Raw genomic sequence first — 24,598 nt, 5'->3', positions numbered from 1 at the left:
ATGGACGCTCGTCGTGGATTTTCCGCCCTGCGCAGCGCTGCCGCCCTCAGCGACCTGCCGCATCCCGCACCCGTCGTAAGACTCCGCAACTTCGTCCGCCGCTTTGGCGCCAACACGATCATCGACGGCCTAGACCTGGATATCGCGCCGGGCGAGTTCATCGCGCTGCTTGGCCGATCAGGATCAGGCAAGACGACGCTGCTCCGCACGCTGGCCGGCCTAGACGAGGTGCGCGGCCAAGATGTGGAAGTGCCTGCGTCGCGCGCGGTGGTGTTCCAGGACGCCCGGCTGCTGCCGTGGAAGCCGGTGTGGAAGAATGTGGCGCTCGGCCTGAAAGGCGACCGTCCGCGCGAGCGAAGCGAAGCAGCGCTCAAGGAAGTGGGATTGGGCCACAGGCTGGACGCCTGGCCTCTGACGCTGTCGGGTGGAGAGGCGCAACGCGTGGCGTTGGCCCGCGCTCTGGTGCGCGAACCTCAGTTGCTGCTGCTCGATGAGCCTTTTGCGGCGCTCGACGCGCTGACCCGATACCGGATGCATGATCTGGTTCTGTCGCTATGGCGCGCGCACCGGCCCGCGGTGCTGATCGTCACCCATGACGTAGAAGAAGCGATCGCGCTCGCCGACCGGGTGCTGGTACTCGATAAAGGCCGCATCGTCGCGCAGGAACGGATTACGGCGAGACGGGGCGAACGATCAGCCCTGTCGGCCCGGTTGCGCGAGAAGCTGCTTTCCTATTTGGGCGGTGACGATCACGGCGACCGCGTGCTGCCTTTCGCGCCCATCGCAGAGGCGGCCGAATGAATGCCGTCACGGCGATAGAGCGGCCCGTCAACACGGCACGCTTGCGCGGATTCATAACCGCCTTCGCCGACCTGCTGGCGGCGACACGAGACGAGCAGGCGATATTGGAGAGCGGCCGCGCCCTGCTGACGCGGCTGATTGCCGAAGATGACTGGCTGCCCGAAGAATTCGCCCGGCCTCATCCCGAACGCTACCAGCAATATCTGCTCCACTGCGACAGCCGCGAACGGTTCAGCATCGTAAGCTTCGTCTGGGGGGCGGGCCAATCCACACCAATTCACGATCATAGCGTCTGGGGCCTGGTGGGCGTGCTGCGCGGCGTCGAGAAGGTCGAGCGCTTTCGCCGGTTGCCCAGTGGCGGCCTGGTCGAGGATGGCGAAGATTTCCTGCACGAAGGCGCGGTCGATGCCGTGTCGCCGCGCATCGGCGACATTCATCGCGTGACCAATGGACTGAATGACCGGCCATCCATCAGCATCCATGTCTATGGCGCGAATATCGGGGCGGTCGAGCGGGCGACTTACGCCGCGGACGGCACGCCCAAGAGCTTCATTTCGGGTTACGCGAACAGCGTGACTCCCAACCTTTGGGACAGATCGAGAAACGCATGAGCATCGATACTCTGGATCGCGTGAAAGACCGCACCTCACTCGCCACGCCGCAGGATATCCGGCGTGCGCTGCTGATCGGCAGCGAGATCGCGCTGGTCGATGTACGGGAGGAACATGAATTCGCGCAGGGCCATCCGCTGTTCGCGGCGCAAATTCCGCTGCGCCGGATCGATGAAGAGGCGCGCTGGCGGATTCCCCGGCTCGACACGCCGGTCATCGTCTATGACAATGGCGAAGGACTGGCGCGCAAGGCAGCGGTACGGTTTGAAGCACTTGGCTATACCAATGTGCGTGAGTTGGAAGGGGGGCTGACGGCCTGGGCGGACGCGGGCTATGAACTGTTCGAGGATGTGAACAGCTATTCCAAGGCGTTCGGCGAACTGGTCGAGCATCGTCGCCATACGCCGAGCCTCGCGGCCGAAGAGGTGCAGGCCCTGATCCGTGAAAAAGCCGACATCAAGATCCTCGATGCCCGACGTTACGAGGAATATCACACGATGAGCATCCCGACCGGCACCAGCGTGCCGGGCGCGGAACTGGTGCTGCGCGCGCAGAGCATCGCCCCCGATCCGGATACCACGATCATCGTCAATTGCGCGGGCCGCACGCGGTCGATCATCGGCGCGCAGTCGCTCGTCAATGCCGGTCTGCCCAACAGGGTCTTCGCTCTGCGCAACGGCACGATCGGCTGGACGCTCGCGGGGCAGGAATTGGAAACCGGACAGACTCTCGTCGCCCCGGAGGTCGATAATCCATCGATAGAAGAGGCCCGTGCCCATGCCCGGGAGGTGGCCTACCGCGCGGGGGTGAAGCGCATCGGCTGGGATGAGCTGGAGCAGTTGAAGGCGGACAAGGGCCGCACGCTTTACCTGTATGACGTCCGTCAGCCGCGCGAATATGAAGGCGGCCACCTGCCCGGATTCCGCAATGCCCAAGGTGGGCAGTTGGTGCAGGAAACCGACCATAATGCGCCAGTGCGTGGCGCGCGTATCGTCGTTGCCGATGACCTTGGACCCCGCGCCGATATGACCGCTTCCTGGCTCGCCCAACTGGGTTGGGAGGTTTACGTGATCGACGTGGATTGGTCCTCGGTCGTCCTGGAGCATGGGCCTGACCGCGCGCCCAGCCCGCGCGGGCCGGAGGGGCGATACAAGCGCCCTTATGAGGGAACGGACAACAAGGCCGCCGCGATGCAAGCCTATCTAGATTGGGAATATGGCCTCGTCGCGCAGTTAGAACGGGACGGCACGCACGGATTTTTCGTGATTTGAGGGTCTGCGCGGTTTGATCCTCCCCATCGCGGAAGGGGAACGCTCCGCGCCGCTGAAGCCGGTGGCGAAGGTGATCCCACGCACATTTTGGAGTTTATCATGAGCGTCAAATTCATAGGCTATATCGGTTTCAACAACGGGTCGGAAACGCAGTCGGCGGTGCGCAGCCGTGCGCTGGACAAAGTCTATGTCGAGGCGGCGGCCAAGGCGCAGGAGGAAGGCGGGTTCGACCGGGTTCTGATCCCGTTCGGTTCGAACAGTCCCGAAAGCCAGATCGTCGCGGCCCATGCCGCGGCCATCACCAGCAAGCTTGGCTTCCTTGTCGCGCATCGTCCCGGCTTCACTCAGCCCACGGTGGCGGCGCGGCAGCTGGCGACGCTGGACCAGCTGTCGGGCGGCAGGGTCGCGGTGCACATCATCACCGGCGGCGCGGATGAGGAGATGGCGCGCGACGGCGATACGCAGACGGTGAAGGCGGAGCGTTATGCGCGCACCGACGAATATCTCACCATCCTGCGGCAGGAATGGACGGCCGCGCTGCCATTTGATCACAAAGGCAAATTTTATGACGTCCGGCAGGCGTTCAGTTCCGTGAAGCCGGACAATTTGCCTGTCTTCTTCGGCGGATCATCGGCCGAGGCGATCGAGGTCGCCGGGCGTCACGCGGATGTCTATGCGCTGTGGGGCGAGACGCTGGAGGCGGTGCAAGATACGGTGCGCCAGGTGCGTCGTTCCGCCGCGCGCCATGGCCGTGATCCGGGTTTTTCCCTGTCGTTGCGGCCGATCGTCGCCGATACCGAGGAAGCAGCCTGGAAGCTGGCGGCGGACATTGAAGAGCAGGTGCGCGAGAATCGTCTGGCCGCTGGGCTACCGATCAGGGGCCATCGTCCGCCCAACGCCGGATCGCTGCGCCTGCTGGAAACCGCTGCCTCCCGGCGGCAGGACAAGCGGCTGTGGACCGGCGTTGCGGCTCTGACCGGTGCGGCGGGGAACAGCACGGGACTGGTCGGCACGCCCGAACAGGTCGCCGATGCGATGCTCGATTATTACGACATCGGTATCGATCATTTTCTGATCCGCGGATTCGATCCGCTGGCTGATTCCATTGTGTACGGCCGTGAGCTGCTGCCCGTCGTCCGCCGCAAGGTGGCCGAGCGGGACAAGACCCGCATCGCACTGGCGAGCTGAGGTGGGGAGGAAGACGGCCGTCGCCGCTGGCGTGGTTCTGATTGCGGCGGCGGGGCTTGGCCTTGCCGCCGCGACATTCGCGGGCGGGGACGACAATGTCCTGCGCGTTGCCAATCAAAAGGGGCAGGTGAAGGCGATGATGATCGCCTCCGGCGTGCTGAAGAACGCGCCCTACAAGGTTGAGTGGTCGGAATTTCCTGCGGCTCAGCCTTTGCTAGAGGCTGTGGGCGGCGGTGCGGCGGATCTTGGCCTTGTGGCCGATGCGCCCTTCATCTTCGCCTATCAAAGCGGTAGCCCGGTCAAGGCCATCGCGGTGCAGGCGCCGGCCAAGCAGGCGGGCGAGGCGCTCGCCATTTTGGTCAAAAATGGATCGGCCGTCCGGTCGGCGCACGATCTGGTGGGCAAGTCTGTTGCGACGACGCGCGGATCGATCGGCCATCATCTGCTGTTGCAGGCGCTGGAGCGGGCCAGGATTCCGGCTGACCAGGTGCGCGTGACCTTCCTGCCGCCGGGCGACGCCAAGGCCGCGTTCGACAGCGGCGCCATCGACGCGTGGGCGACCTGGACGCCCTATACCAACGTGGCGATCAAGGAGGGCGCGCGGGCGGTGGTGGACGCGAAGGAGTTCGGGCTGCCGCTTTACATCGATATCGCGCATGCCGGGGCGATCGCGCCCAAGCGCGCGCTGCTTGCCGATTTCCTGAAACGGGAGGCGAAGGCGGTTGCCTGGGCGCGGGCGCATCCTGACGAATTTGCGCAAGTGCTGGCCAAGGAAACCGGTTTGCCGCTGGATATCGCGCGCGCCAGTTTCGACCGCAACAATCGCGTGTCGAGATCGATTGACGCAAAGGTGGTGGCGCATGAGGAAGACATCACGCGCCGCTTTGAGAAGGCGGGGCTGATCGAAGGAAGGCGGCCGGTTGCGGATGCCTTTGACAAGAGCTTCGGTTCGGGCGAGTGATGAGGTGTAAATTCCATATATATCAGTGTTATTGGCATAATAATGTGTCGTACTTAAATGTTTGTACGTCATCCGGATCTGGTAGTTATGTATTTTTGATACGAGTATGACTTATATTGGTTCGAGAAATAGTCATGAGATTTCGGACGGACTTACGCCTATTCTCGCAGTCTGGCTCGATGAAAGAGTCTGGCAAGCAGGAGCGCGAATATGTCCACCGCCACAGCCACCCCTATCCATGATAGCGATTTGAGCGCAATTGATGTTCGCCCATTGCAACCCACCATCGGCGCGGAGATCCATGGGATCGATATCGCGAAGCCGCTGACACCTGCGCAGAGAGATGCGATCCGTGCAGCAGTGCTGAAATATAAGGTCCTGTTCTTCCGCGACCAGCAATTGGACAATGACAGCCATGCGGCCTTCGCGCGGGAGTTTGGGCCGCTCTATACTCACCCCAGCACCACCCATGATCCCAAGATCACGCCGATCCACAATATCGCCGCGCGCGACAATGCCCGTTTCGAAAAGCGGCAGGCCGGAACGATCAAGCCAGGCGATGCCTATCATAGCGACACGAGCTGGCGACTAGTCCCGACATGGGGTGCGGTGCTGCGCGCGGTGGACTTGCCGCCCGTCGGTGGCGACACGATCTGGGTCGATGCCCATCTCGCCTATGAAGGCTTGCCGGAAGAGGTGAAGACACGGCTGGAGGGGCTGCATGTCACCCATGATTATCGTGCCGCGCTGAATGCCGATGGGCATGATTATCCGATTGTCGCGCATCCGGTGGTGCGCACGCATCGCGAAACAGGCGAGAAGATCCTTTGGGTCAACATGACGCAGAAGCCTCAGATATTGAGCGTGGAACTGGCCGAGAGCCGCGAACTGATCGAGGAAGTGCTGCGCCAGTATAAGCGGCCCGAATTCCAGGTGCGCTTTTCGTGGAAGCCGGGTTCCGTGGCCTTTTGGGACAATCGCGCGGCGGTTCACTATGCGGTGAAAAATTATGGCGATTATCCGCGCTTGCTCCATCGCGTTCTGATCGCCGACGAACCCCTCTACGCGGATCTTTGACGTGACCGCTGCCCCGCTGGTCCATGATATGAAAAAGGGTGTCGGCCGGCTTGCGCCGTGGGTCGCGGGCGTTGTCCTGCTGCTTGCGGCGCTAGGGGCGCTGACCTGGCGATTGACGGGGGACGAGGTAGATGCCGCTGGTGCGGCCCTGCCCAGCCTGACCGTGGGGGACCAGCGCGGTGGCGCTCGCGCGTTGCTGGAGGCGGCGGGCGAGCTGGACGATGTGCCCTACAGCATCAAATGGGCCTTGTTTCCTGCGGCTTCTCCCTTGCTGGAGGCGCTGGATGCAGGGGCGATCGACATTGGCGGCGTGGGCGGTGCGCCCTTCGCCTTCGCCTATGCGAGCGGCGCGCGGATCAAGGCGGTGACGGCCTATCGTCCGTCCGGCAATGCGGCAGGCAAGGCTTCGGCGATCGTCGTGCGCAAGGGGTCGCCGGTCCGCACGCTGGCCGATCTGCGCGGCAAAAGAGTTGCTACCATCAGGGGATCGGCCGGGCAGGACCTGGTTCTGCGCCTTCTGGAGCGGGAACACATAGACCCGCGAAGCATCCGATGGACCTACCTGTCCAATGGCGAGGCGAAGGCAGCGCTGGCGAGCGGATCGATCGACGCCTGGTCGACATGGGGCAGCTATGTCGGCATCGCCGTGCTGGAGGATGGCGACCGCATCCTGGCCGATGGAGCCAAGTTACCAACGGGCGTCGGCTTCTATGCTGCAAGCGATGCGGCGATCGAAGGCAAACGCGCCTTGCTGGCCGATTATATCGCGAGGTTGGCGCGAGCACGCGCCTGGGGGCAGCGCCATCCCGACGACTATGCGCGCGTGCTGGCGAAGGAAACCGGAATACCCTTTGAGGTGGCCAGCTTCACCGTTGCTTCGAATCTGGGGACGGCGGTGCTGATCGACCCCCAACTTGTTCGCGATCAGGGAAAGATTTTCCAGCGCTATCATGATGCAGGCATCATCCCCGGCGTGCCGCGCGCGGATCAGGGGTATGATAGCAGCTTCAATCGGGACGTCTTGCGATACGCTAGGCAATCCTTAAATTGATCTTTATGTATTTATTATAGTCAAGTATGATATTGTTCGTTTTCTAATTACTACAAACAATAGATAAATCTCTTGGAACGTAACTATTCGTGAATTAGCCAAAACCCGAAAGGGGAACGCTAATGAAACGATATGCTTTTCTTTCTATTCTGAAGTCTGGTTCTTCTCTGCCACTGCTTGGGGTCCTGAGTTGTACCGCATATGCGGCCCCGACGCCGGAGGATGCCGACGCCAGCGCCTCCGCCGAAATCGTGATCACCGCTTCAAGGCGCGAGGAGAGCCTTCAAAAGACGCCGATCGCAGTGACGGCCATCGGTGCGGAAGGCATCCAACAGCAGAATATCGCCACCTTCCGGGATCTTTCCGGACGCGTGCCGGGGCTGCTCGCGCCCAAGCGATCAACCGCCTACACCACGCAGACCTATTCGATCCGAGGCATCGGCGAGATCGACACCTATCCCGAGCCATCAGTCGCCGTGTATGTCGATGATGTCTATCTCGCGCGCACTGTCGGCTCGCTCTACGACACGCCTGACCTTGAGCGGGTGGAGGTGCTGCGCGGCCCGCAGGGAACGCTGTACGGCCGCAACAGCAGCGCGGGCGCAATCCGCTTCATCACCAAGGAGCCGACCGCAGACCGTCAGCTTTATGTGAGCGCGGCCTATGGCAGCTTCGACAATCTGGACCTGAAGGCGCGGATAAACGGCGCCATCCTGCCCGACGACAAGCTGAATGGCGCCTTTTCGATCATCCGTCACACCCGCGACGGCTGGCAATATAGCGTGCCGTTAAAGCGGGATGTGAACGATCTGGATCTCACCATTTTGCGCGGCAAGTTGAAGTCGCGCTTGTCGGAGCGGCTGACGGTCACGCTCAGCGGCGACGCTATGTTCGACCGATCGACCCAAAGCTATTATACGCCCGTCAACCAGCCTGATGGTCAGACTGGCACCGGCCGAAAGACCGATCCCGACCTCACCTGGACGGACACGCTGCCTTATAATCACACCAATGCCTATGGCGGATCGCTGACGGTCCAATATGATATTGACAGCCACCTCGTCGCCAAGTCGGTGACGGCCTATCGCGGTATCGATGGTCCGATCTATTACGACAATGACGGAGTCACCGCGATCAAGGGCGACAGCTATGCCGGATTCAGGCAATATCAAAAGACGCAGGAATTCAGCCTGAACGGCGAATATGACCGATTCAACTTCGTCTTCGGTCTCTACTATTTCAACGAATATTTCCATAACCACCGGCTAAGCCAGTCAGCAGGCAGCCCGATCGACAATGTCGGCACGGTCACGCATACCAATAACTGGCTGCGCACCACCAGCTATTCCGCCTATGGTCAGTTGAACTTCCAGGCGAGCGACGGACTGACCCTGACGGTAGGCGGACGCTGGACGACCGATCGGCGCAAGTTCCGCAATATCGGGCAGCAGGGCACGCGCTGGGCGCTGCATGATCCGCAGGATTGGGGATATGATCCGGACGCCTTCTTCCGGCTTTTCCCGAACGGTACGGCCCCGAACAGCAGCTTCACCAGCTTTGACGTCACTGCGCGGCCGAAGAGCTTTTCGAGCTTCACGCCCAAATTCGGCCTGCAATATGAATGGTCGCCGTCCGTGTTCCAATATCTGTCCTGGTCGCAAGGCTTCAAGAGCGGCGGCTATGACCTGCGGACCAATACCGCCCTGGGAAGTCAGACGCCGTATCGGCCGCAGCTTTTGACGACCTACGAAGCGGGATTGAAGACGAAGCTGTTCGGAGGACTTGCGACTGCCAATCTCGCCATCTTCTACAATGACATCAAGGATTTTCAGGTTCGAGCGACCAGTACCGCGGCGCAGGGCACAGTAACCAATCAGTTGATCAATGCGGGCAAGGCGGAGAGCTGGGGTGGGGAACTGGAACTGACCGCTTCGCCGGTCGAGGGGCTGAACCTTGCCGGTAGCCTGTCCTACCTCAAGACCGATTACCGCAGCTTTACCGCTACGCTGCCCCCTAATGTTGCTGGGCGCACGACCCTGGTCGGGCTGGATTTCCCGCTATCGCCAAAATGGCAAATTGCAGGGTCAGCCAATTACCGCCTGCCGCTCGACATTCCGGGTGCCTGGAGGGTCGGCGTGGACGCGCAATATGAATCGCGCCGATATGCGGACATCTACAATACGCCGCAGATTGCGGTGCGGGCGCAGACCTTCGTCAACGGCACCGTCAACTACACGACGGAGGATGAAAGCCTTACGACTGGTATCCAGGTGAAGAACATCTTTGACCTGCGCCGGGGCCAGGCTGGCGGCTATTCACCGGCCAATTCCGGCGTCTATCCCAACTATTACCGCGCCTATAACGAGCCGCGCACCATCAACATCTTCATCAACAAAAACTTCTGAACAGTTGAGGGAAATCAAATCCTCGCCAAGGCATCAGGCGTGTATTTCCCTCTTATACACAGCCAAAACGGAATGACCCGGATGATAACCACTACGCTTCTGCATTTTTCCCAATGGCTGAGCGCCAGTTGGCTATCGTCTGCGGTCGCCGGTTATTTCTGGGTCGTGCCCGCCCTCCAGACGATTCACATATTGAGCGTCGCCGTGGTCCTGCTGGGCGTGCTGCTCATCAACCTGCGGGTCGTGGGGATCGTTGAGCGGGGCCAGTCAGTGGAAGCGGTGCTTGACCGTTTTCTTGCTCCGGTCGGCATCGCCATATTGGTGCTTGCGGCGACCGGCCTGCTGCTGATCGCCGGGGAACCGACGCGTGCCATTTTTCGCACCATCTTCTGGATCAAGCTGGCGCTGATCCTTGTGGCGGGGCTGCTGACCTGGTCCCATCGCCGCGCGTTTGCCCTGAAGCTTGAAGGCGGAGCCGCCATCTCGGTGCGGCGCAAAGGCATAGCGGTGGTCGCGCTGCTGCTTTGGCTCGCGGTGATCGTGGCTGGGCGGTGGATCGCTTATGTCGATGCGTGGCCCGGTGCGCCCGCCTGATATTTTCCTCTCATTTACGGACATCCGCCATGAACCTTGAGGATTTTTCTATTTGGTTGTCGGAAAGCCGGCTGTCGATCGCGCTGACCGATTCCGAACTTGCCTTTCCGGCGATTGAATCGCTGCATGTGATTGCGCTGACGCTGGTGGTGGGGTCCATCGCGCTGGTGGATTTGCGGTTGCTGGGGCTGATATGGAAAAAGCGGGAGGCGAGCGACCTCATCCGATCGATCCTGCCCATCACCTGGGTCGCGTTCGGCTTTGCGCTGTTGACCGGCTTGCTGCTGTTTGCGGCGAACCCGATCAGCTACAGCGCCAACTTCTACTTTCTCGCCAAGCTGAGCCTGCTGGTGCTGGCCGGCGTGAACATGCTGGCATTTCACCTGTTCGCCCATCGCCATCTGGCAAGGCCCGGTGCGATCGCGCCGCGGCTGTCGGGTGCCGCTTCGCTGACATTGTGGCTGACGATCGTGACGTTCGGCCGATGGATTGGATTCACATTGTAGGGGAGCGCAGCATCCTCCCCACGCCCAGCATGGGGAGGATTTGATCAGGAGCCCTTCTTTTCGATGTCGATAAGGCGGGCCTGAAGCACTTGGCCCGTGTCGATCAAGGTGGCCTTGCGGAATCCGCCGCCCTTCTGGCCATTGCGAAGTGGGTTGATCTCAACAAGCAGCTTGTCTCCGGGCTTCAGCGACTTGCGGGTCCAACCGAGCCGGGTGAGATTGCCCGGGCTGGTAAGCTCCACCGCCCATAGTTCCGGTGCTGCGCCGCTGGGGCCTTCGGCCAGGACGAAGAGCGAGACATGCGGGTTTACCCAGCGGAATTCCTTGACCGTTCCCTTGAGCGTGCGCGCCTTCGAAGGATCGAACATCGCAAAACTGTGATGCGCGTCGGCCGGGGCGGAAAGGGACGTGGCGCCTATGCCGACCAAGGCGATAGCGGCAAGCAAGCGGTTCATCGGACGATAATCCTCAATTGGTTGGTGGAGGCAGGACGTTGCCATCCTGTTGATAGGCGGGTTCGAAAATCACATTGCCCCATCGGTCGGTCGCATCATGGAAATCGCCCTGGCGGCAGACGCCTTCGACGATTTCATGGCTGCGCTGGCGCTTGCGATGATAGATGCGCGTGGTTTTCCATGGGCGCGTCAATATGTGGGGAGCATTGATCTCGAGGTCGAAGACGAGCGTATCAGGGTCCGTCAGGTGTATGCGTTCCTTGACCGTCATGTCGCCATTATTGGGGATGCCGACCGCTTCGCTGACCGCCAGATAGACCTGCGGCAGGATGCCCTTAGTCTCGACCACCAGCGTCTGCGCTTCCCAATGACCGATCGAATAGCCGTGGAAGCTGGGATCGGGGTCCTCGGGCATCGGGCGGCCGTCCGTATATATGCGGCGCAGGCGATTGCCGTCCGACTCCCCGAGGATGGTGACGCGGCCGGGCGAGAAAAGGATCTCCAGCGCATTATGCGTGATCAGGATGAAGGTCGGCGTGCCATGGGGCAAGCAATCGATCAGCAGCCCCTTGGGACGGCCGGCCTGCTCCTCCGCCGTCCAATGATCCACCTGTTTCTGAATCTCCGGCTTCCAGGGAACCGGGTTTGTGGTGATCTGGGCATTCTGGTCCGCGATATTGGGCGACCAGCTGCCGCTCCAGTCCGGCAGCGCCGCGATGGCGCGCCAATCGGCGGCGGTTGGCGCAGGATTGATCGGATCGGCGGGCGGTTCCGCGAGGGTCGGCGGTGCGAGCAGCAGGGCCAGGGCTGACCCCAGCGCGGGAAGGGTGCGCCTCATTTGGGTGGCTGTGCGCCGGGGATCGGGCCCACGATGAGGACTTTTCCTGAAGCGACGATCGTCACCTTCTTGAACTGACCCGATCTACGACCGTCGCGGATCGGGTTTATGTCCACGACCACCTTGTCACCTGGTTTCAGCGATGTACGCGACCAGCCCATCTTGCTGAGGTTGCCGGGGCTGGTCGGAAATTCCAGTGACCAGAGGCCCGGCGCATATTTCCCGACCTGGCCCGCCTGTATCCAGAGGATCGCATGGGGGGCAGTCCATTGTAGCGTCCGGACCGTGCCTTCGAACGTCATGGGCTTCGACGGATCGAACATCGCGAAGCTGTGATGAGCGAGGAGCGGCATGGCGGGCGATGCCAGCATCAAGGCGGAGGCGAGGAGGTGCGGCGAAAGGCGAGGCATGAGGTCCTGTTCCAGATAAGTTTATGGGGTGGGCGCTTGCGCCTGATCAGGCGGGAGAGGCGCGCCGCCCGCATCCTTGGGAATGGGGGTGAAGGCGGCGTTGCCCTTCGTATCGACATCGTCGAAGAAATCGCCCTGGCGGCAAGAGGATTCCACCAGGTCATATTTCCGCTCGCGGTGGCGGGTGAAGGTGCGGCTGGCTTGCCACGGGGCTGTCAGCACCTGGGGCGCATGGACGATGATATCGACCTTCAGCGTGTCGGGGCCGGTGAGATAGATGCGCTCCTCGACATGCATGTCGCCATTATTGGGTAGGCCGACGCCCTGTCCCATCGGGATGAAGACCTGGGGCAGGAAGCCAATCGTATCCACGATCAGCACGCCCTTTTCCCAGTGCCCTATGGAATGGCCGCTGAAGGTGGGATCGGGGTCGGCGGGATGGGGGCGACCGTCAGTCCAGATGCGCCGGAGGCGATTGCCGTCAAATTCACCAAGCACCGTCACGCGACCCGGCGTTACCAGGAACTCGACCGAATTGAGGGTCTGCGTGACCGAGCTGGGAAGTCCCTCCGGCAGGCAGTTTACGTAGATGTTCTGCGGGTTGCCATCCTCCTCCAGCTTTTGGAGGGCGGTGATCTGCGCGGCCTGCTCGGGTCGCCAGGGCGGGGCGGTCTTGCTGCCCGGCGGGAAGCGATCGAGCGGGCCGGGCGACCAGACGCCCGACAGGTCCGGAAGGCTGGCGATCGCCGTCCAATCCTGGACGGTCGGCGCTTTGTTCACCGGCTCGCCTTGCTCTGCAGCGACAGCGAGCGGAGTCCAGCCTAGGGCGCAGGCGACGAGCAGCGGCGCCAGGATGGGCGAAATTCTCATGGGGGTGGAGGTCCGCGCCTTTCGTGAGGGGAGAGCAAGAGAGATCAGGCGGCGCGCTTTTTCGCGATACGGCCAACAGCGTCCAGGATCGCGGGTGCTTCGGTGCGCGCGAGCCAGTCGGGACTGACATCAACGAAGCGCACCACCCGATCCTTATCGATGAGGATGACCGCAGGCTGCGGGAATTCAGCGGTGTCCGTGCCAGTCAGCTCACCGATCCAGCCAGGGCTTGGCTGACCTTCGGGCACGACCTCGCGATCGAAGGTGATACCGAAGCGGCGCCCCAGATGGTTGCCGCGGTCGCTGGCTATGGTGTAGCCGAGCCCATGACGGTCGCGGATCGCGGCAAGCCCCTTTTCGGGCAGATGGGGACTGAGGGCGACGAGCCTTATGCCAGCCCTGTCCAATTCAGGCCGGAGTTGACGGTCATAATAGGGGAGGGCCAGGTTACAGGCAGGGCAGCCCGCATAGCGAAAGAAGATCAATACCGCCGGGCCATCCGCCACAAGCTGATCGAGCGTCAGCCTCTTGCCGTCGGCGTCCTCCAGCTCGAACGGATCGACCGTGTCGCCGACCTGCACGACAGCCAAGGGGTCAAAATCGGCCAATAATCGCGAGCGCCGATCGACATTCTTCGCCAGCTGTTCCGGCTTCCATGTGCGGATGCGCTCCGCATGCAGTGCCTGGAACTGTTCGGTCAAGCTCTCCTGTGCCATCGCATTTTCTCCTGTGTCTAAGGGATCAGGCGGCGCTTTTTTCGGCGACCCGGCTGCTGTAGCGGTTTGCGGGTTGCGCGAGGCCCAGATGCTCGCGGAAGGTTGTGCCTTCATAATCGGTGCGGAAGAGGCCGCGCGCCTGAAGGATTGGGATGACCCTGTCGACGAACAGGTCGAGCTGGCCGGGCAAAGGCTCAAAGATGACGAAGCCATCGGCTGCCTTGCCTTCGAACCAATGCTGCAGGCGGTCAGCCACTGTTTCAGCCGAGCCGACAAATGCGCCGCGCGGTGTCGCGAGCCGCTCGGCAACCTGACGCAATGTCAGATTTTCGGCCCGCACCTGGCGCAGTATGCGCAGCGTGCCGCTCTGCTGGCTGTTAAGGCCGATATGTTCGACATCGGGAAAGGGCGCATCGAGATCATATTGGCGGAAGTCATGATCGTTGAAGGTGCGCGAGAGGAAACCGAGGCCCGTATCAAGGGATTCCAGTGAGGCTAGTTCACGGTAGCGCGCCTCGGCATCTTCGTCGGTGTCGCCGATGATGGGGGCGATTCCGGGCAGGATGAAGAGCTGATCGGGATCGCGGCCAATGCCCTTTGCGCGGGCCTTCACATCCGCATAATAGGCCTGACCGGCTTCTTCATCCTCGGCGTGGGTGAAGATGACTTCGGCGCGTTTGGCTGCGAAATCGCGGCCGTCTTCTGATGCGCCTGCCTGGAAGATGACGGGCTGACCCTGAGGCGCGCGCTTGATGTTAAGGGGACCGCGCACCTGGAAGAATTCTCCTCGGTGATCGAGACGGTGCAGCTTTTCGGGATCGACGAATTGGCCGCTTTCCTTGTCCGCGACATGAGCGCCGTCTTCCCAGCTGTCCCACAAGCCCTGCACCACGTCGAGATATTCGCCAGCAATGCGATAGCGTACGTGATGAGGCGGATGTTCGGTCCTGCTGAAGTTCGCGGCGGTGTCGCCCAACCAGGATGTGACGATGTTCCAACCTGCGCGGCCTTCACTCAAATGATCGAGGGAGGCGAACTGGCGCGCAACGTTGAAGGGCTCTGAATAGCTGACGGTTAGCGTCGCGACCAAGCCAATGCACGAGGTCGTGGCGGCCAGAGCCGAGAGGATGGTGATGGGTTCAAAGCGGTTTAGATAATGAGGGCTCGACTTTTCGGTGATGGACAGGCTGTCGGCAACGAAGAGGAAGTCGAACTTGCCGCGTTCCGCCGTGGCGGCTTGTTTCTGGTAATGGGCGAGGCTGGTGCTGGCATTCACGTCCCGATCAGGGTGGCGCCAGTCGTTCCAGGTGCGGCCGACACCGTGCAGGATGAAACCAAGTTTGATGTGGCGTTGTGGCATGGTCGTTCTCGCGCAAAACAAAGATGATGGTGAAACTTTACTGCCCGGATCGGACGCGGACCAACGCGCATCGGTCGTTCTTCTATGAGATGATCAAATAGAGGCGGCCATCAGCTAGTGCCGGTAGGTAATGGTGAAGAGCACCGTCCGCGGGTCGATGAGATTGGCCGAGCGCCACGCCGGGAAGCGAGCCGCGCCCGAATTGCAATCGAGGGCGGCGTCGATTTAGGTCGATTTTCGGTCTGGTTCAGCCACTTGCAGAGTATGATAGCGGCGGCCTGCGGTTTCCAAGCCTTCCTGCAACAAAGGTCCAAGCAAGCGGTAGCGATCGAGATGGCTGTCATCATCAGGACGGTCCCATCCATGATCGTGTCGGATGCTGCCGATGGCCGGACGCGCGGATGGCCTCGGGATCGATCAGCTCTGCCACGTGCTGGTCGGGTGCGACATAGATGGCGTCGGATGTGCAATAGAGTTCGCACATATAGCAGGTCTGGCACTGGTCCAGCCGGGCGATAACGGGAGTGGCGTTGCCTACATCGAGCACATGTGTCGGGCAGATGGCGACACAGCTATTGCAGCCGTTGCAGAGGTCTTCGAAAATATGCGCAATCATTCCGCTGCCTCCACAAGGGCGCGGCGTTCCGGCCGCGTCCAGACCTGGTCCAGCCCGCCGGTCAGCAGGCGAACTGTGCCATCGGGGCTGAAATCCGGCGCATCGACACGGACGTGGATACCCCGGCTTTCCTTGCGGGCCAAAGCCGCGGCCGTGCACCAGCGGGCTGTGGCCGTCAGTGACGCCGTTTCGCGCAGCCGGACCAGCCTCAACCCCTCGGCACGGCCATGGTCGCTCAATGTGCGCCAATGACCGTCAAGTAGGGCCAGGCTGTCGCTCAACTGTCGTTCGCTTCGCCAGAGGGAATGGTGGTATCCGTTCATATGGTGATCGACCTCAGCTTCGATCGCTTTCAAGTCGAGAGTTCGTTCCGCCGATGCGGGATGGATGCCGACATTGCCTATGGGGTTGGCCTTGACTTGGCGGCGGTTGCGCATTGACAGCGCCCGACGTGCCGCGGCCGCTCCCGCGATTTGTCCCGAGGTCAGCGCCCAGGCGCTGTTGACCGCTCCGCCACCACTGATCGCGCCTGTCACCAGTTCGCGCGTCGCCGCGTCGCCCGCAGCATAGAGGCCAGCAACGGTCGTTCCGCAATCCTCATCGACAATACGTAAGCCGCCATTGCCCCTGATCGTACCCTCGCCGAACAGCTTGATCGGCCAGCGGTCCTTGAACAGGTCGATCCCCTTGCGAAGGAAGGGAGGCGGCGTGAAGGGTTGAATATCCTTCAAGATCGGATGTAGCTGAGCCGGCGCATCGATCAGGTCGGCATAGACCGGACCTTTGAGAAGTGCCGCGCCCAGCGCCTGATAATGAAAGTGGCCGCGAGGGGGCTGAATGATCTCTACACCACCGGCATCATAATAGCGTGCGGCGCCATAGGGCAGGGTGCGGGTCGACGCCCAAGCGGGGGACACGGTATATTGGATGGAAAATTCCATGCCGGACTGTTCGGCCCCAGCCTCGGCCGCCAGCAGATAACCGTCGCCGGTATTGCCGTAGCTGCCGATCAGGCCGGATCGGAAGGCGCAGCCGCCGGTCGCCATGATCACGGCGCGGCTATGGATTTTCCAATCCTGCCCCACCAGCCGCGCGTGTCCGCACGCGCCGGATACGGCCCCGTCCTCGTCCACCAGCAATTGAGTGGCGGGATGATGGTCTAGGATGCGCGCTCCGGCTGCTGTCGCATAAGCACGGAGCGCGCGCATATATTCGGAGCCGCGCACGCCGCTATAGTAGCGGCCGCCCTTTCCATCCGAGCCGAAGGGGTAATAGGGCGATAGATCGGGGAGCGTGCGCCATGTGGTATCGATCACTCGTTCCATCCAGGCCGGATCGCCAAGGCCAAGGGCGGCGGCCTCTCTTTTCTCGATCGCCTCGCGCCGCAGATCAGGGTCGGGCGGAACCCACCAATGGTTGGGCCCGCCGGTCGCGGTCACGCCGCTGGTGCCGACATAACCCTTGTCCACCAATATGGTGGATGCGCCAGCCTTTGCAGCGGCGATCGCTGCCCAAGCCGCAGCCATGCCGCCGCCGATGATGAGGACGTCGGCATGCCCGGTGATGCCTTCGCTCATTCCGCGGCGATGGCGACCGGCCGCGCGGCGTGGCGATGTTCCGGCACGCGCAGGCCCAAATGGCCGCGCAGCGTGTCATGTTCATATTCGATGCGGAACAACCCGCGGCGCTGAAGGATCGGGACCACCCGCTCCCTGAACAGTGCGAAGCTGTCAGGTTCGCCGACACGCAGGTTGAAGCCGTCCGACGCGCGCCCCAGGAACCAGCGCTCGATCTCGTCTGCTATGCTTTCTGGGGATCCGATGAACTGCTTGTTATCCTGCGTCAGATAGGCGGCCTGTCTTAGGGTCAACTTCTTCTCACGCGCAGTGCGGATCAGCCGCTCAGCCGATCCCTTGTAGCTGTTGAGGGTCACTCCGGTTAGATCGGGGAAACGAGCGTCCAGATCATATTGACGGAAGTCATGATAGTTGAAAGCGCGGCCGAGCTGAACGAGCAGCTTGTCGATATCGAGATTGTCCGACCGCTCCCGGGCGATGCGCTGTGCTTCCTCATCCGTGTCAGCAAGGATAGGGTCAAGGCCAGGCAAGACCTTGATCTCATCGGGATTGCGGCCGATCGCAGCGGCTCGGCTTTTGAGGTCCGCATAATATTGCTGGCCGGACTCGAAATCGGCCGAGGCGGCGAAGGTCCCCTCCGCGATATGGGCCCCCAGATTCCGCCCTTCGCTACTGTCACCCGCCTGGAAGATGACCGGCTGACCCTGACGCGAGCGAGTGAGGGCGAGCGGCCCAGCGACGGAGAAATGCTTACCCTTGTGGTTCAGCGCGTGCTGCTTGTCCCTGTGAAGGAACAACCCACTCTGCTTGTCGCGGGGAAAGGCGTCATCCTCATAACTGTCCCACAGCCCCTGCACCACGCGCACGAATTCCAGTGCGCGTTCGTAGCGGACGCTATGATCGAAATGCTCTTCGCGGCCATAATTTTTGGCAGCGCCTTCCAGGCCGGTGGTGACGACATTCCAGCCTGCGCGACCGCCGCTGATATGGTCCAGCGAGCCGAACTGGCGCGCGACATTATAGGGCTCCCAATAGCTGGTGGTCAGCGTGCCGACGAGGCCGATAAGGGAGGTGTGGGTGGCGACGGCGGAGAGCAGGGTCAGCGGTTCGAGCCGGTTCAGGAAGTGTGGCGAAGTATCGGGCGTGATGAAGGGTGAATCCACGATGAAGACGAGATCAAACTTCGCCTGTTCGGCGAGCTTCGCATTTTCAATATACCAGTTGATGTTGATGCTGGCGTCTCCTGGCACATCAGGATGCCGCCAATTATGCTGATCGTTGCCGACGCCCGTTAGGATTGCGCCAAGATGAAGCTGCCTGTTGCTCATGATGTCGTCCTGAAAAGCCAAAATTTGGCGGCATGTTAGGAGAGCGAGTTGGTCGTGAATATCGAAGCTTGCTCATAGGATTATTGAAGCTTCTGAACCTGTCGCGCCCCATTTGGAGAGGCGGATTCGGTTACGCGACACCGGCGTCCAGCTTTCGCGAATTACGGCTGGTGCTCACTTACGAGGGAGAATGCGTGCGAAGCTGCATCATTTCAAAAACTGATATGCTTATGAGCGTTTCTTCTTAAAGTTAAACTCAAGCTGTGTGCAGTTTAAATTGTTTATCGGAAAATCATCCTCTCGCTAGCTGTGTCCCTGATAAATATTCATCAGGGAATAATTAATGTCCGTTTTCATATCGTCGCGGCCGTCCACTTCGGTTCTCGCGCTTGCTGCTGCGCTTGGCGGCACGGTGTCATCACAGGCGGCGGCCAACGATCTGGCAGCCGAATCCGCTGCTGCTGCAACCGTTGACGCCGCAGCGGAGGGCGCTGCCATCGTGGTGACGGGCGTGCGAGGTGCGCGGCCTCGCACGGTGGCCGACAGCCCGGTGCCGATCGATGTGATCGACACGCGCGAGCTGCAGGCGACGGGCCGTGCGGGTCTGAAGGACATATTGGGCAATATCGTACCTTCCCTCACGGTCCCTGCGCTGGGCGGCGGCGGCACTTCCTCCGGCGCGAAGCCGATCTCGATCCGGGGGCTCAGCGGCGATTATGTGCTGGTGCTGGTGAACGGAAAGCGCCGGCACACGACTTCGCTGATCAATAACCTGTCGCGAATTTCGGGCGGCAGCACGCCGGTCGATATCGACCTGCTGCCCGCCAACGCAATCGGACGCGTCGAGGTGCTGCGCGACGGCGCTGCCGCGCAATATGGATCGGATGCTATTTCAGGCGTCATCAACTTCATCCTGGATGCGACACGGCAAGGAGGTGAGTTCGGAACGACTGCCGGGAGCCATTATGAAAAAGGCGGAGAATTGGTCCAGCAGTCGGTTAGCTATGGCACGCGGCTGGGGCATGATGGCGGCTTCATCCGCTTCGCTGTAGAGGGCAAATTCCATGATCGGGCCGATCCGTCCGGAGCGATCGTCGCTGACTCCGTCGATCTCTATCCGCGCCTGGCAGATGGTTCCCGCGACCCGCGAGAAGCCACGATCGACCGCAACCGCGCGGGCAATTACGGCCGCACCAATCGCGACTATATCGTCAACGGCAGCTATAATGCCGAACTGCCACTGAGCGACCAGACGACGCTCTACAGCTTTTCGACGATCAGCTATCGCGACATCAAGGATGGGCGCGGTCAGTTCAACGCGAACAACGTCAATTCACTGCCCGAACTCTATCCCAACGGCTTCCTGGCCAAGCGGCGCATCTGGGAAACCGATTTCCAGTTTGCGGCAGGCCTGCGGACGACCCTCGCGGGGCTGGATGTAGATTTCAGCAGCAGCTTTGGACAGGATCATGTGAAGCTGGGCGCGGTCGATACGCTCAACCCATCGCTCGGACCCAGCAGCAAGACCAGCTTCTTCATGGGCAAGCAGATTGCGAGCCTATGGGTCAATAATATCGATTTCAGCCGGACATTCGACGTCGGCCTTGCGGAACCGCTCACGCTGGCTTTCGGCATCGAGCATCGGTGGGAACGCTTCCAGAACAAGGCGGGCGAGCCCGACAGCTATCGCGATGGCGGCTATGTGATACCGCGGGGAACGACGCCCTTCCAGCTTGCCTATGGCGGCCAGCGCCCCGCCGCGAGCCTGGTGTCGTTCACCGGGACAACGCCCGCCGACGCCTTCGTGCTGACGCGCAACAACTTTGCTGCCTATGTCGATGTCGGTGCGAATATCAGCACAGATTGGTTCGTAGGTGTTGCAGGTCGTGCCGAACATTATACCGATAGTTCCGGCGATACGGTCAGCGGGAAATTCTCGACCCGCTATGAACTGTTTCCTGGCTTCGCGCTACGTGGTGGCGTCAACACCGGATTTCGCGCGCCGTCACTCGCACAGCAGGGTTTCTCCACCTCGCAGAACACCAGCATCACGATCAATGGCGATCGCGTGACCCAGCTCGTCAAGTTCCTCGCGCCCAACGACCCGATCGCGGGATATTTCGGAGCAAAGCCCCTGACTCCCGAAAAGTCGTTGAACTTCACGGTGGGAGCGACCTTTGAGAAGGGGCCTTTCCGGCTCACGGTGGATGCCTATCAGATTCGCATCAAGGACCGGATCGTGAAGACGGAGATATTGAACAGCGCGGAGGCGAAGTCGATCCTGACGAGCCCCGAGGTGACGGCGATCCTGGCCGCACGGGGCGTCCCGGGCATTAGCAGCGCGCAATTCTTCATCAACGGCGTCGATACGCGGACACGCGGCATCGACGTGGTGAGCGAATATACGCTGCATACCGCAGATCTGGGCGAACTGAAGCTCAACGCGGCCTACAGCTATAACAAAACCAAGCTGCTGCGGGTGGCCGACAATCCCGCCAACCTGTCGAACACCATATTGTTCGGAAGGCAGGCCCGCGCTGACCTCGTCCGCGCCACGCCGCGAGACAAGCTGGTGCTGAGCGCGGATTGGTCGATCGGTCCTGTCCGCAACCTGCTGCGGGTCACGCGCTTTGGCAAATATACGGAGACCGGCACAAGTCAGATCTCCACTGCCGATGATCGTACATTCAGTGCAAAATGGATCACCGACCTCGACATCTCGGCTCAGGTGAGCCCGGCGATCAATCTGGCGGTAGGGGCAAACAATCTGTTCGACGTCTATCCTGACCCGATCGGCGTCACGCAGGCTGCCACCGGCCTCGGATTATACGGCAATTTCGCCCCGTTCGGCCTGAGCGGCGGTTTTTACTATGCCAGGCTGGGGGTGAAATTCTGATCCTCGCTGCGAGTCGGTGTTTGGAATTGCCGCTCGATGCGCGGAGGCGTGGCCTCGCAGCTGCCTGTCCAAGATAGGACATGGATCTGCGACAGCGCTGTTCAAGAGTCGGCTGCATAACCGGTCGGCGTGTCACCAGCCGCCTTCGCGGGCGCACGCCAGATAATGATGATTGACAGCAGATGCCCTAGCGCGGGGCCACATGCGAAGAACAGATGTAGCCCCTGGAGCGCCTGGCGATCATTGACATGACTTGGGTCAAACCCGAACCAGCCAACCGCCGTGAAGGCAATGCCGATTGCAAGAGCGAAGGCGGCATTGGTCGTGATGTTGAATATTGATGAAAGCAGGCCGGCGCGCTCCACACCGGTCTTGGCGCGCTGACGATCAGCGACATCATAGATCATGGCGCGCAACATGAGGTTGCCGGATCCTTGGGTCAGCCCTTGCGCCAGTAGCAGAGCGATGAAAAGCCACAGCTGTCCCGGCGCTACAAGCAGCAGGGACAGATTGATAAGCACCTGCACGCTTTCCGCGATGATGAGGGTATTGATCCGGCCGAACCGATAGCTGATCCGCGCCCATAGCGGCGCTGCAAACAGGCCGGCGGCATATTGCAGCAGCAGCATTGCGCTAACGGCTTTAAAACCCAGATAATGCGTCACGAAGAACAGGAATACAGCGCCCCTGCATCCCTGACCCAAGGTCACGAAAAGGTCTGATAGGATGATGCGCCATAGCATTCCGTCACGCGCCATATCGATCAGTGCCCGGCGTCCCTCACCGGCCGGACGACGGTGCGCTTCCACTGGCGGCTCGTGAAACAGGCGCGCGATCAGGAGCAGCCCGATCGTCAGCGCGACAGCGATGAGCGCGCCCATGGTGGGCACGCGTGTTGTGATGTCGCCATAGTCGAACGTATCGAACAGCGCCGGGAGGAGCAGGACGAGGAATACGCCAAGCCCCGCTCCCGTCTGGATGAATGCCTGGATGCGGCTGCGTTCCGCAGAGGCCGCGGCCATTTCGCCGCCCCAGGCGTAGAGTGGCGTCGCTGTGGCGGTCCAGCCGAGACATAGGAACAGCACCCAAAAGCCGAGATAAAGCTGGCCTGCTCCTGCAGGAGGAAAGAAGATCGCGACGAGACCCGACAGAAAAACCAGCCCGCCCCCGATTATCCATGGCTTGCGTCGCCCCCAGCGTCCGTGGGTGCGATCGGAAAGCCAGCCGACCAGCGGATCGGACGCAGCACTCCACAGGCGGCTGATCATGAAGATCAACCCCACGGCCTGAAGGCTCATCCCCGTCGCCGCGACATAGAAGGCTGGAAGAAAGGACTGGAGCGGCACATTGACGCCGCCGGTCGCTACACCCACTGCGGCGAAGGCGGACAGGCGGCGGCCCGGGATACGATCGGGCGAAGGGCTGTCGGTCATCCGACGAGATTAAGGTCTAGTTCGAAGATGCTGGCCGGAACAGACACCACCCCGGTTTCAGCGACATAGCGATCCCAAGCTCCGATCAATTCCGCTAGTATCTCGGGTTGCCGCCCTGCGAGGTCGTCGGTTTCGCCGGGGTCGCGCGACAGGTCGAACAATTCCCAGGCACCCACGCCTTCGGGCTGGCGAAGCCAGACCGCCTTCCACTGATCTCGCCGGATCGCGCGTCTGCCAAACAGTTCCCAGCCGGTTTCCGCGCCGAGCGGGTGGATGCGCGCATCTTCACCTGCCAGGTAAGCCGCCATGGATCGGCCCCGCAGCGGAGCAATGGCGCGGCCCTTGTAGTGATCACCGGGATGGGAAATGCCGGCCCAGTCGAGGAGAGTGGCGGGAATATCCATCGCGGTGCTGAACGCATGGCCGATCGATCCGGAGGGGCCGATGCCGGGACCGCTGGCGAAGGCGACGACGCGGATGCCGCCTTCTGTCGTGAAAGCCTTGTGAAGGCGTGACGGCGCCGTGGCCGCCTGCGCCCAGCGTGGACCATACCAGATGCAGCTATCGGGCCGTCCCAGATTGTCGATGCTGTTGTCGAAATAGCGCTTGATCCGGTCTTCGATGATCTCCCCGTAGATCGGCATGGCCTCCACGATCGCGCCCTCAGCGCCATTGTCGGACAGGAACAGGACGATCGTGTTGTCGAGGTCCCCAGATGCGCGGAGATGGTCGACTACGCGGCCTATGTTCCAGTCCATCCGGTCGACCATGCCAGCATAGACTTCCATGGCGCGCGACGACCAGGCGCGGTCGTCGTCCGACAGATCCGACCAATCCTCGCCATCCACGAAATCGTGAGGGATGACGTCCTGCGCGCATAGGCCCAGTTCCTTGAGCCGCCTCAGGCGCTTTTCGCGTAGCGCATCCGGACCGTCGTCATAACGACCGCGATATTTGGCGATGCTTTCGTCTGGCGCGTGCAACGGCCAGTGCGGTGCCGTGAAGGGAAGATAGGCGAAGAACGGCTTGTCCCGGGGACGATCTTCAAGAAAGCCGATCATCCGGGTAGCGAAGTAGTCTGAAGAGTAATAATCGTCGGGCAATTGTTCGACAGGCGCGCCGTCTTCATGATAATTGGGATCGACCATTGAAAAACGGTTGGTGTCGCCCTTGCCATAATGGCTGCCGCCGGCTGGCAGAAGTGAAAAGGAGCGATCGAACCCGCGCGCTGAAGGAACGCTGCTTTCAGTCTGGCCCAAATGCCACTTGCCCGACAATATCGTATGATAGCCGCCGTCGCGCAGCAATTCGGTTACGGTGACCACGCGATCATTGAGATGTCCTTCATAGCCGGGCGCACCGGCGAAGTCGGGATGGGCGACCTCCAGCATGGTGCCGATGCCGGCGATATGCGGATCGGTCCCGGTCATCAGCATCGCGCGCGTCGGCGAACAGGCCGGCGCCGAGTGAAAATCGGTGAAGCGTACGCCCTTCGTTGCAAGCGCGTCGAGATTGGGTGTCTCAATCTCTCCACCAAATGCCCCAAGATCTGAAAAGCCCAGATCATCGGCGACGATCAAAAGAAAATTGGGGCGCATGCACTCTTCCTATTCATCAGATTATCGTTGGCGGGA

The 24,598-nt window shown here is 61.3% G+C and carries 22 protein-coding genes; 11 read left to right on the top strand and 11 right to left on the bottom strand.

Going from position 1 to position 24,598, the window contains the following annotated elements:
- From ACZ5Y5_RS15335 to ACZ5Y5_RS15290, 10 genes are all read left to right on the top strand, one after another.
- A complete protein-coding gene (locus ACZ5Y5_RS15335; RefSeq protein ID WP_464811368.1) occupies positions 1 to 801 on the top strand; it encodes an ABC transporter ATP-binding protein in 801 nt (266 codons plus the stop codon).
- Positions 798 to 1,412: a cysteine dioxygenase family protein gene (locus ACZ5Y5_RS15330; protein ID WP_464811367.1), complete on the top strand. Its 615-nt coding sequence runs from the start codon at positions 798 to 800 to the stop codon at positions 1,410 to 1,412. Before ACZ5Y5_RS15335 ends, ACZ5Y5_RS15330 begins: the two co-directional genes overlap by 4 nt.
- Entirely contained in the window at positions 1,409 to 2,683 is a 1,275-nt protein-coding gene (locus ACZ5Y5_RS15325; RefSeq protein ID WP_464811366.1) for a rhodanese-like domain-containing protein, read from the top strand. The genes ACZ5Y5_RS15330 and ACZ5Y5_RS15325 overlap by 4 nt, the downstream gene beginning before the upstream one ends.
- Positions 2,684 to 2,782: 99 nt before the next feature.
- Positions 2,783 to 3,871 (top strand): LLM class flavin-dependent oxidoreductase, encoded by a 1,089-nt coding sequence (locus ACZ5Y5_RS15320; RefSeq protein ID WP_464811365.1) that lies wholly within the window; start codon positions 2,783 to 2,785, stop codon positions 3,869 to 3,871.
- Position 3,872: 1 nt separating this feature from the next.
- The gene (locus ACZ5Y5_RS15315) at positions 3,873 to 4,832 is read left to right on the top strand and encodes an ABC transporter substrate-binding protein (protein WP_464811364.1); all 960 of its coding nucleotides are present in this window, start codon (positions 3,873 to 3,875) and stop codon (positions 4,830 to 4,832) included.
- A gap of 210 nt (positions 4,833 to 5,042) precedes the next feature.
- Positions 5,043 to 5,909, top strand: coding sequence for a TauD/TfdA dioxygenase family protein (locus ACZ5Y5_RS15310; RefSeq protein ID WP_464811363.1), 867 nt, complete (start codon positions 5,043 to 5,045; stop codon positions 5,907 to 5,909).
- A 1-nt stretch (position 5,910) separates the two neighbouring features.
- Positions 5,911 to 6,960: an ABC transporter substrate-binding protein gene (locus ACZ5Y5_RS15305; RefSeq protein ID WP_464811362.1), complete on the top strand. Its 1,050-nt coding sequence runs from the start codon at positions 5,911 to 5,913 to the stop codon at positions 6,958 to 6,960.
- Positions 6,961 to 7,082: 122 nt separating this feature from the next.
- Positions 7,083 to 9,365: a TonB-dependent receptor gene (locus ACZ5Y5_RS15300; RefSeq protein WP_464811361.1), complete on the top strand. Its 2,283-nt coding sequence runs from the start codon at positions 7,083 to 7,085 to the stop codon at positions 9,363 to 9,365.
- Between the two features lie 72 nt (positions 9,366 to 9,437).
- On the top strand, positions 9,438 to 9,959 hold the full coding sequence (locus ACZ5Y5_RS15295) for a DUF6644 family protein (protein WP_464811360.1): 522 nt from the start codon (positions 9,438 to 9,440) through the stop codon (positions 9,957 to 9,959).
- 29 nt (positions 9,960 to 9,988) lie between these two features.
- Entirely contained in the window at positions 9,989 to 10,465 is a 477-nt protein-coding gene (locus ACZ5Y5_RS15290; RefSeq protein ID WP_464811359.1) for a DUF6644 family protein, read from the top strand.
- 44 nt (positions 10,466 to 10,509) lie between these two features.
- On the opposite strand, the gene ACZ5Y5_RS15285 is transcribed toward ACZ5Y5_RS15290, so the two are convergent.
- The 9 genes from ACZ5Y5_RS15285 to ACZ5Y5_RS15245 form a co-directional block, all read right to left on the bottom strand.
- Positions 10,510 to 10,920 carry a DUF6152 family protein gene (locus ACZ5Y5_RS15285; RefSeq protein ID WP_464811358.1) on the bottom strand — a complete coding sequence of 137 codons (411 nt, stop codon included), beginning with the start codon at positions 10,918 to 10,920 and terminating at the stop codon, positions 10,510 to 10,512.
- Between the two features lie 13 nt (positions 10,921 to 10,933).
- Positions 10,934 to 11,758, bottom strand: coding sequence for a hypothetical protein (locus ACZ5Y5_RS15280; RefSeq protein ID WP_464811357.1), 825 nt, complete (start codon positions 11,756 to 11,758; stop codon positions 10,934 to 10,936).
- Entirely contained in the window at positions 11,755 to 12,168 is a 414-nt protein-coding gene (locus tag ACZ5Y5_RS15275; RefSeq protein WP_464811356.1) for a DUF6152 family protein, read from the bottom strand. Before ACZ5Y5_RS15275 ends, ACZ5Y5_RS15280 begins: the two co-directional genes overlap by 4 nt.
- 21 nt (positions 12,169 to 12,189) lie before the next feature.
- Entirely contained in the window at positions 12,190 to 13,038 is an 849-nt protein-coding gene (locus ACZ5Y5_RS15270) for a hypothetical protein (RefSeq protein WP_464811355.1), read from the bottom strand.
- 44 nt (positions 13,039 to 13,082) lie between these two features.
- On the bottom strand, positions 13,083 to 13,754 hold the full coding sequence (locus ACZ5Y5_RS15265) for a peroxiredoxin-like family protein (protein WP_464811354.1): 672 nt from the start codon (positions 13,752 to 13,754) through the stop codon (positions 13,083 to 13,085).
- Positions 13,755 to 13,779: 25 nt separating this feature from the next.
- On the bottom strand, positions 13,780 to 15,114 hold the full coding sequence (locus ACZ5Y5_RS15260) for an LLM class flavin-dependent oxidoreductase (protein ID WP_464811353.1): 1,335 nt from the start codon (positions 15,112 to 15,114) through the stop codon (positions 13,780 to 13,782).
- A gap of 346 nt (positions 15,115 to 15,460) precedes the next feature.
- Positions 15,461 to 15,730 carry a 4Fe-4S dicluster domain-containing protein gene (locus tag ACZ5Y5_RS15255; RefSeq protein ID WP_464811352.1) on the bottom strand — a complete coding sequence of 90 codons (270 nt, stop codon included), beginning with the start codon at positions 15,728 to 15,730 and terminating at the stop codon, positions 15,461 to 15,463.
- Positions 15,727 to 17,307 carry an FAD-binding protein gene (locus ACZ5Y5_RS15250; RefSeq protein WP_464811351.1) on the bottom strand — a complete coding sequence of 527 codons (1,581 nt, stop codon included), beginning with the start codon at positions 17,305 to 17,307 and terminating at the stop codon, positions 15,727 to 15,729. The genes ACZ5Y5_RS15255 and ACZ5Y5_RS15250 overlap by 4 nt, the downstream gene beginning before the upstream one ends.
- A complete protein-coding gene (locus ACZ5Y5_RS15245) occupies positions 17,304 to 18,635 on the bottom strand; it encodes an LLM class flavin-dependent oxidoreductase (protein ID WP_464811350.1) in 1,332 nt (443 codons plus the stop codon). Before ACZ5Y5_RS15245 ends, ACZ5Y5_RS15250 begins: the two co-directional genes overlap by 4 nt.
- Positions 18,636 to 18,978: 343 nt before the next feature.
- Here ACZ5Y5_RS15245 and ACZ5Y5_RS15240 point away from each other — a divergent pair, with 343 nt between their 5' ends.
- Positions 18,979 to 21,531 (top strand): TonB-dependent receptor plug domain-containing protein, encoded by a 2,553-nt coding sequence (locus ACZ5Y5_RS15240; RefSeq protein ID WP_464811349.1) that lies wholly within the window; start codon positions 18,979 to 18,981, stop codon positions 21,529 to 21,531.
- A 101-nt stretch (positions 21,532 to 21,632) separates the two neighbouring features.
- Here ACZ5Y5_RS15240 and ACZ5Y5_RS15235 read toward each other — a convergent pair whose 3' ends face one another.
- Together ACZ5Y5_RS15235 and ACZ5Y5_RS15230 are read right to left on the bottom strand one after the other, a co-directional pair.
- Positions 21,633 to 22,964: an MFS transporter gene (locus tag ACZ5Y5_RS15235; RefSeq protein ID WP_464811348.1), complete on the bottom strand. Its 1,332-nt coding sequence runs from the start codon at positions 22,962 to 22,964 to the stop codon at positions 21,633 to 21,635.
- Positions 22,961 to 24,562: an arylsulfatase gene (locus ACZ5Y5_RS15230; protein ID WP_464811347.1), complete on the bottom strand. Its 1,602-nt coding sequence runs from the start codon at positions 24,560 to 24,562 to the stop codon at positions 22,961 to 22,963. Before ACZ5Y5_RS15230 ends, ACZ5Y5_RS15235 begins: the two co-directional genes overlap by 4 nt.
- Positions 24,563 to 24,598 lie beyond the last annotated feature (36 nt).

It is taken from the genome of Sphingobium sp. TomTYG65, assembly GCF_055395525.1.
The sequence above is the reverse complement of the archived record's forward strand: the minus strand, read 5'-3'. Positions and strand labels throughout refer to the sequence as shown.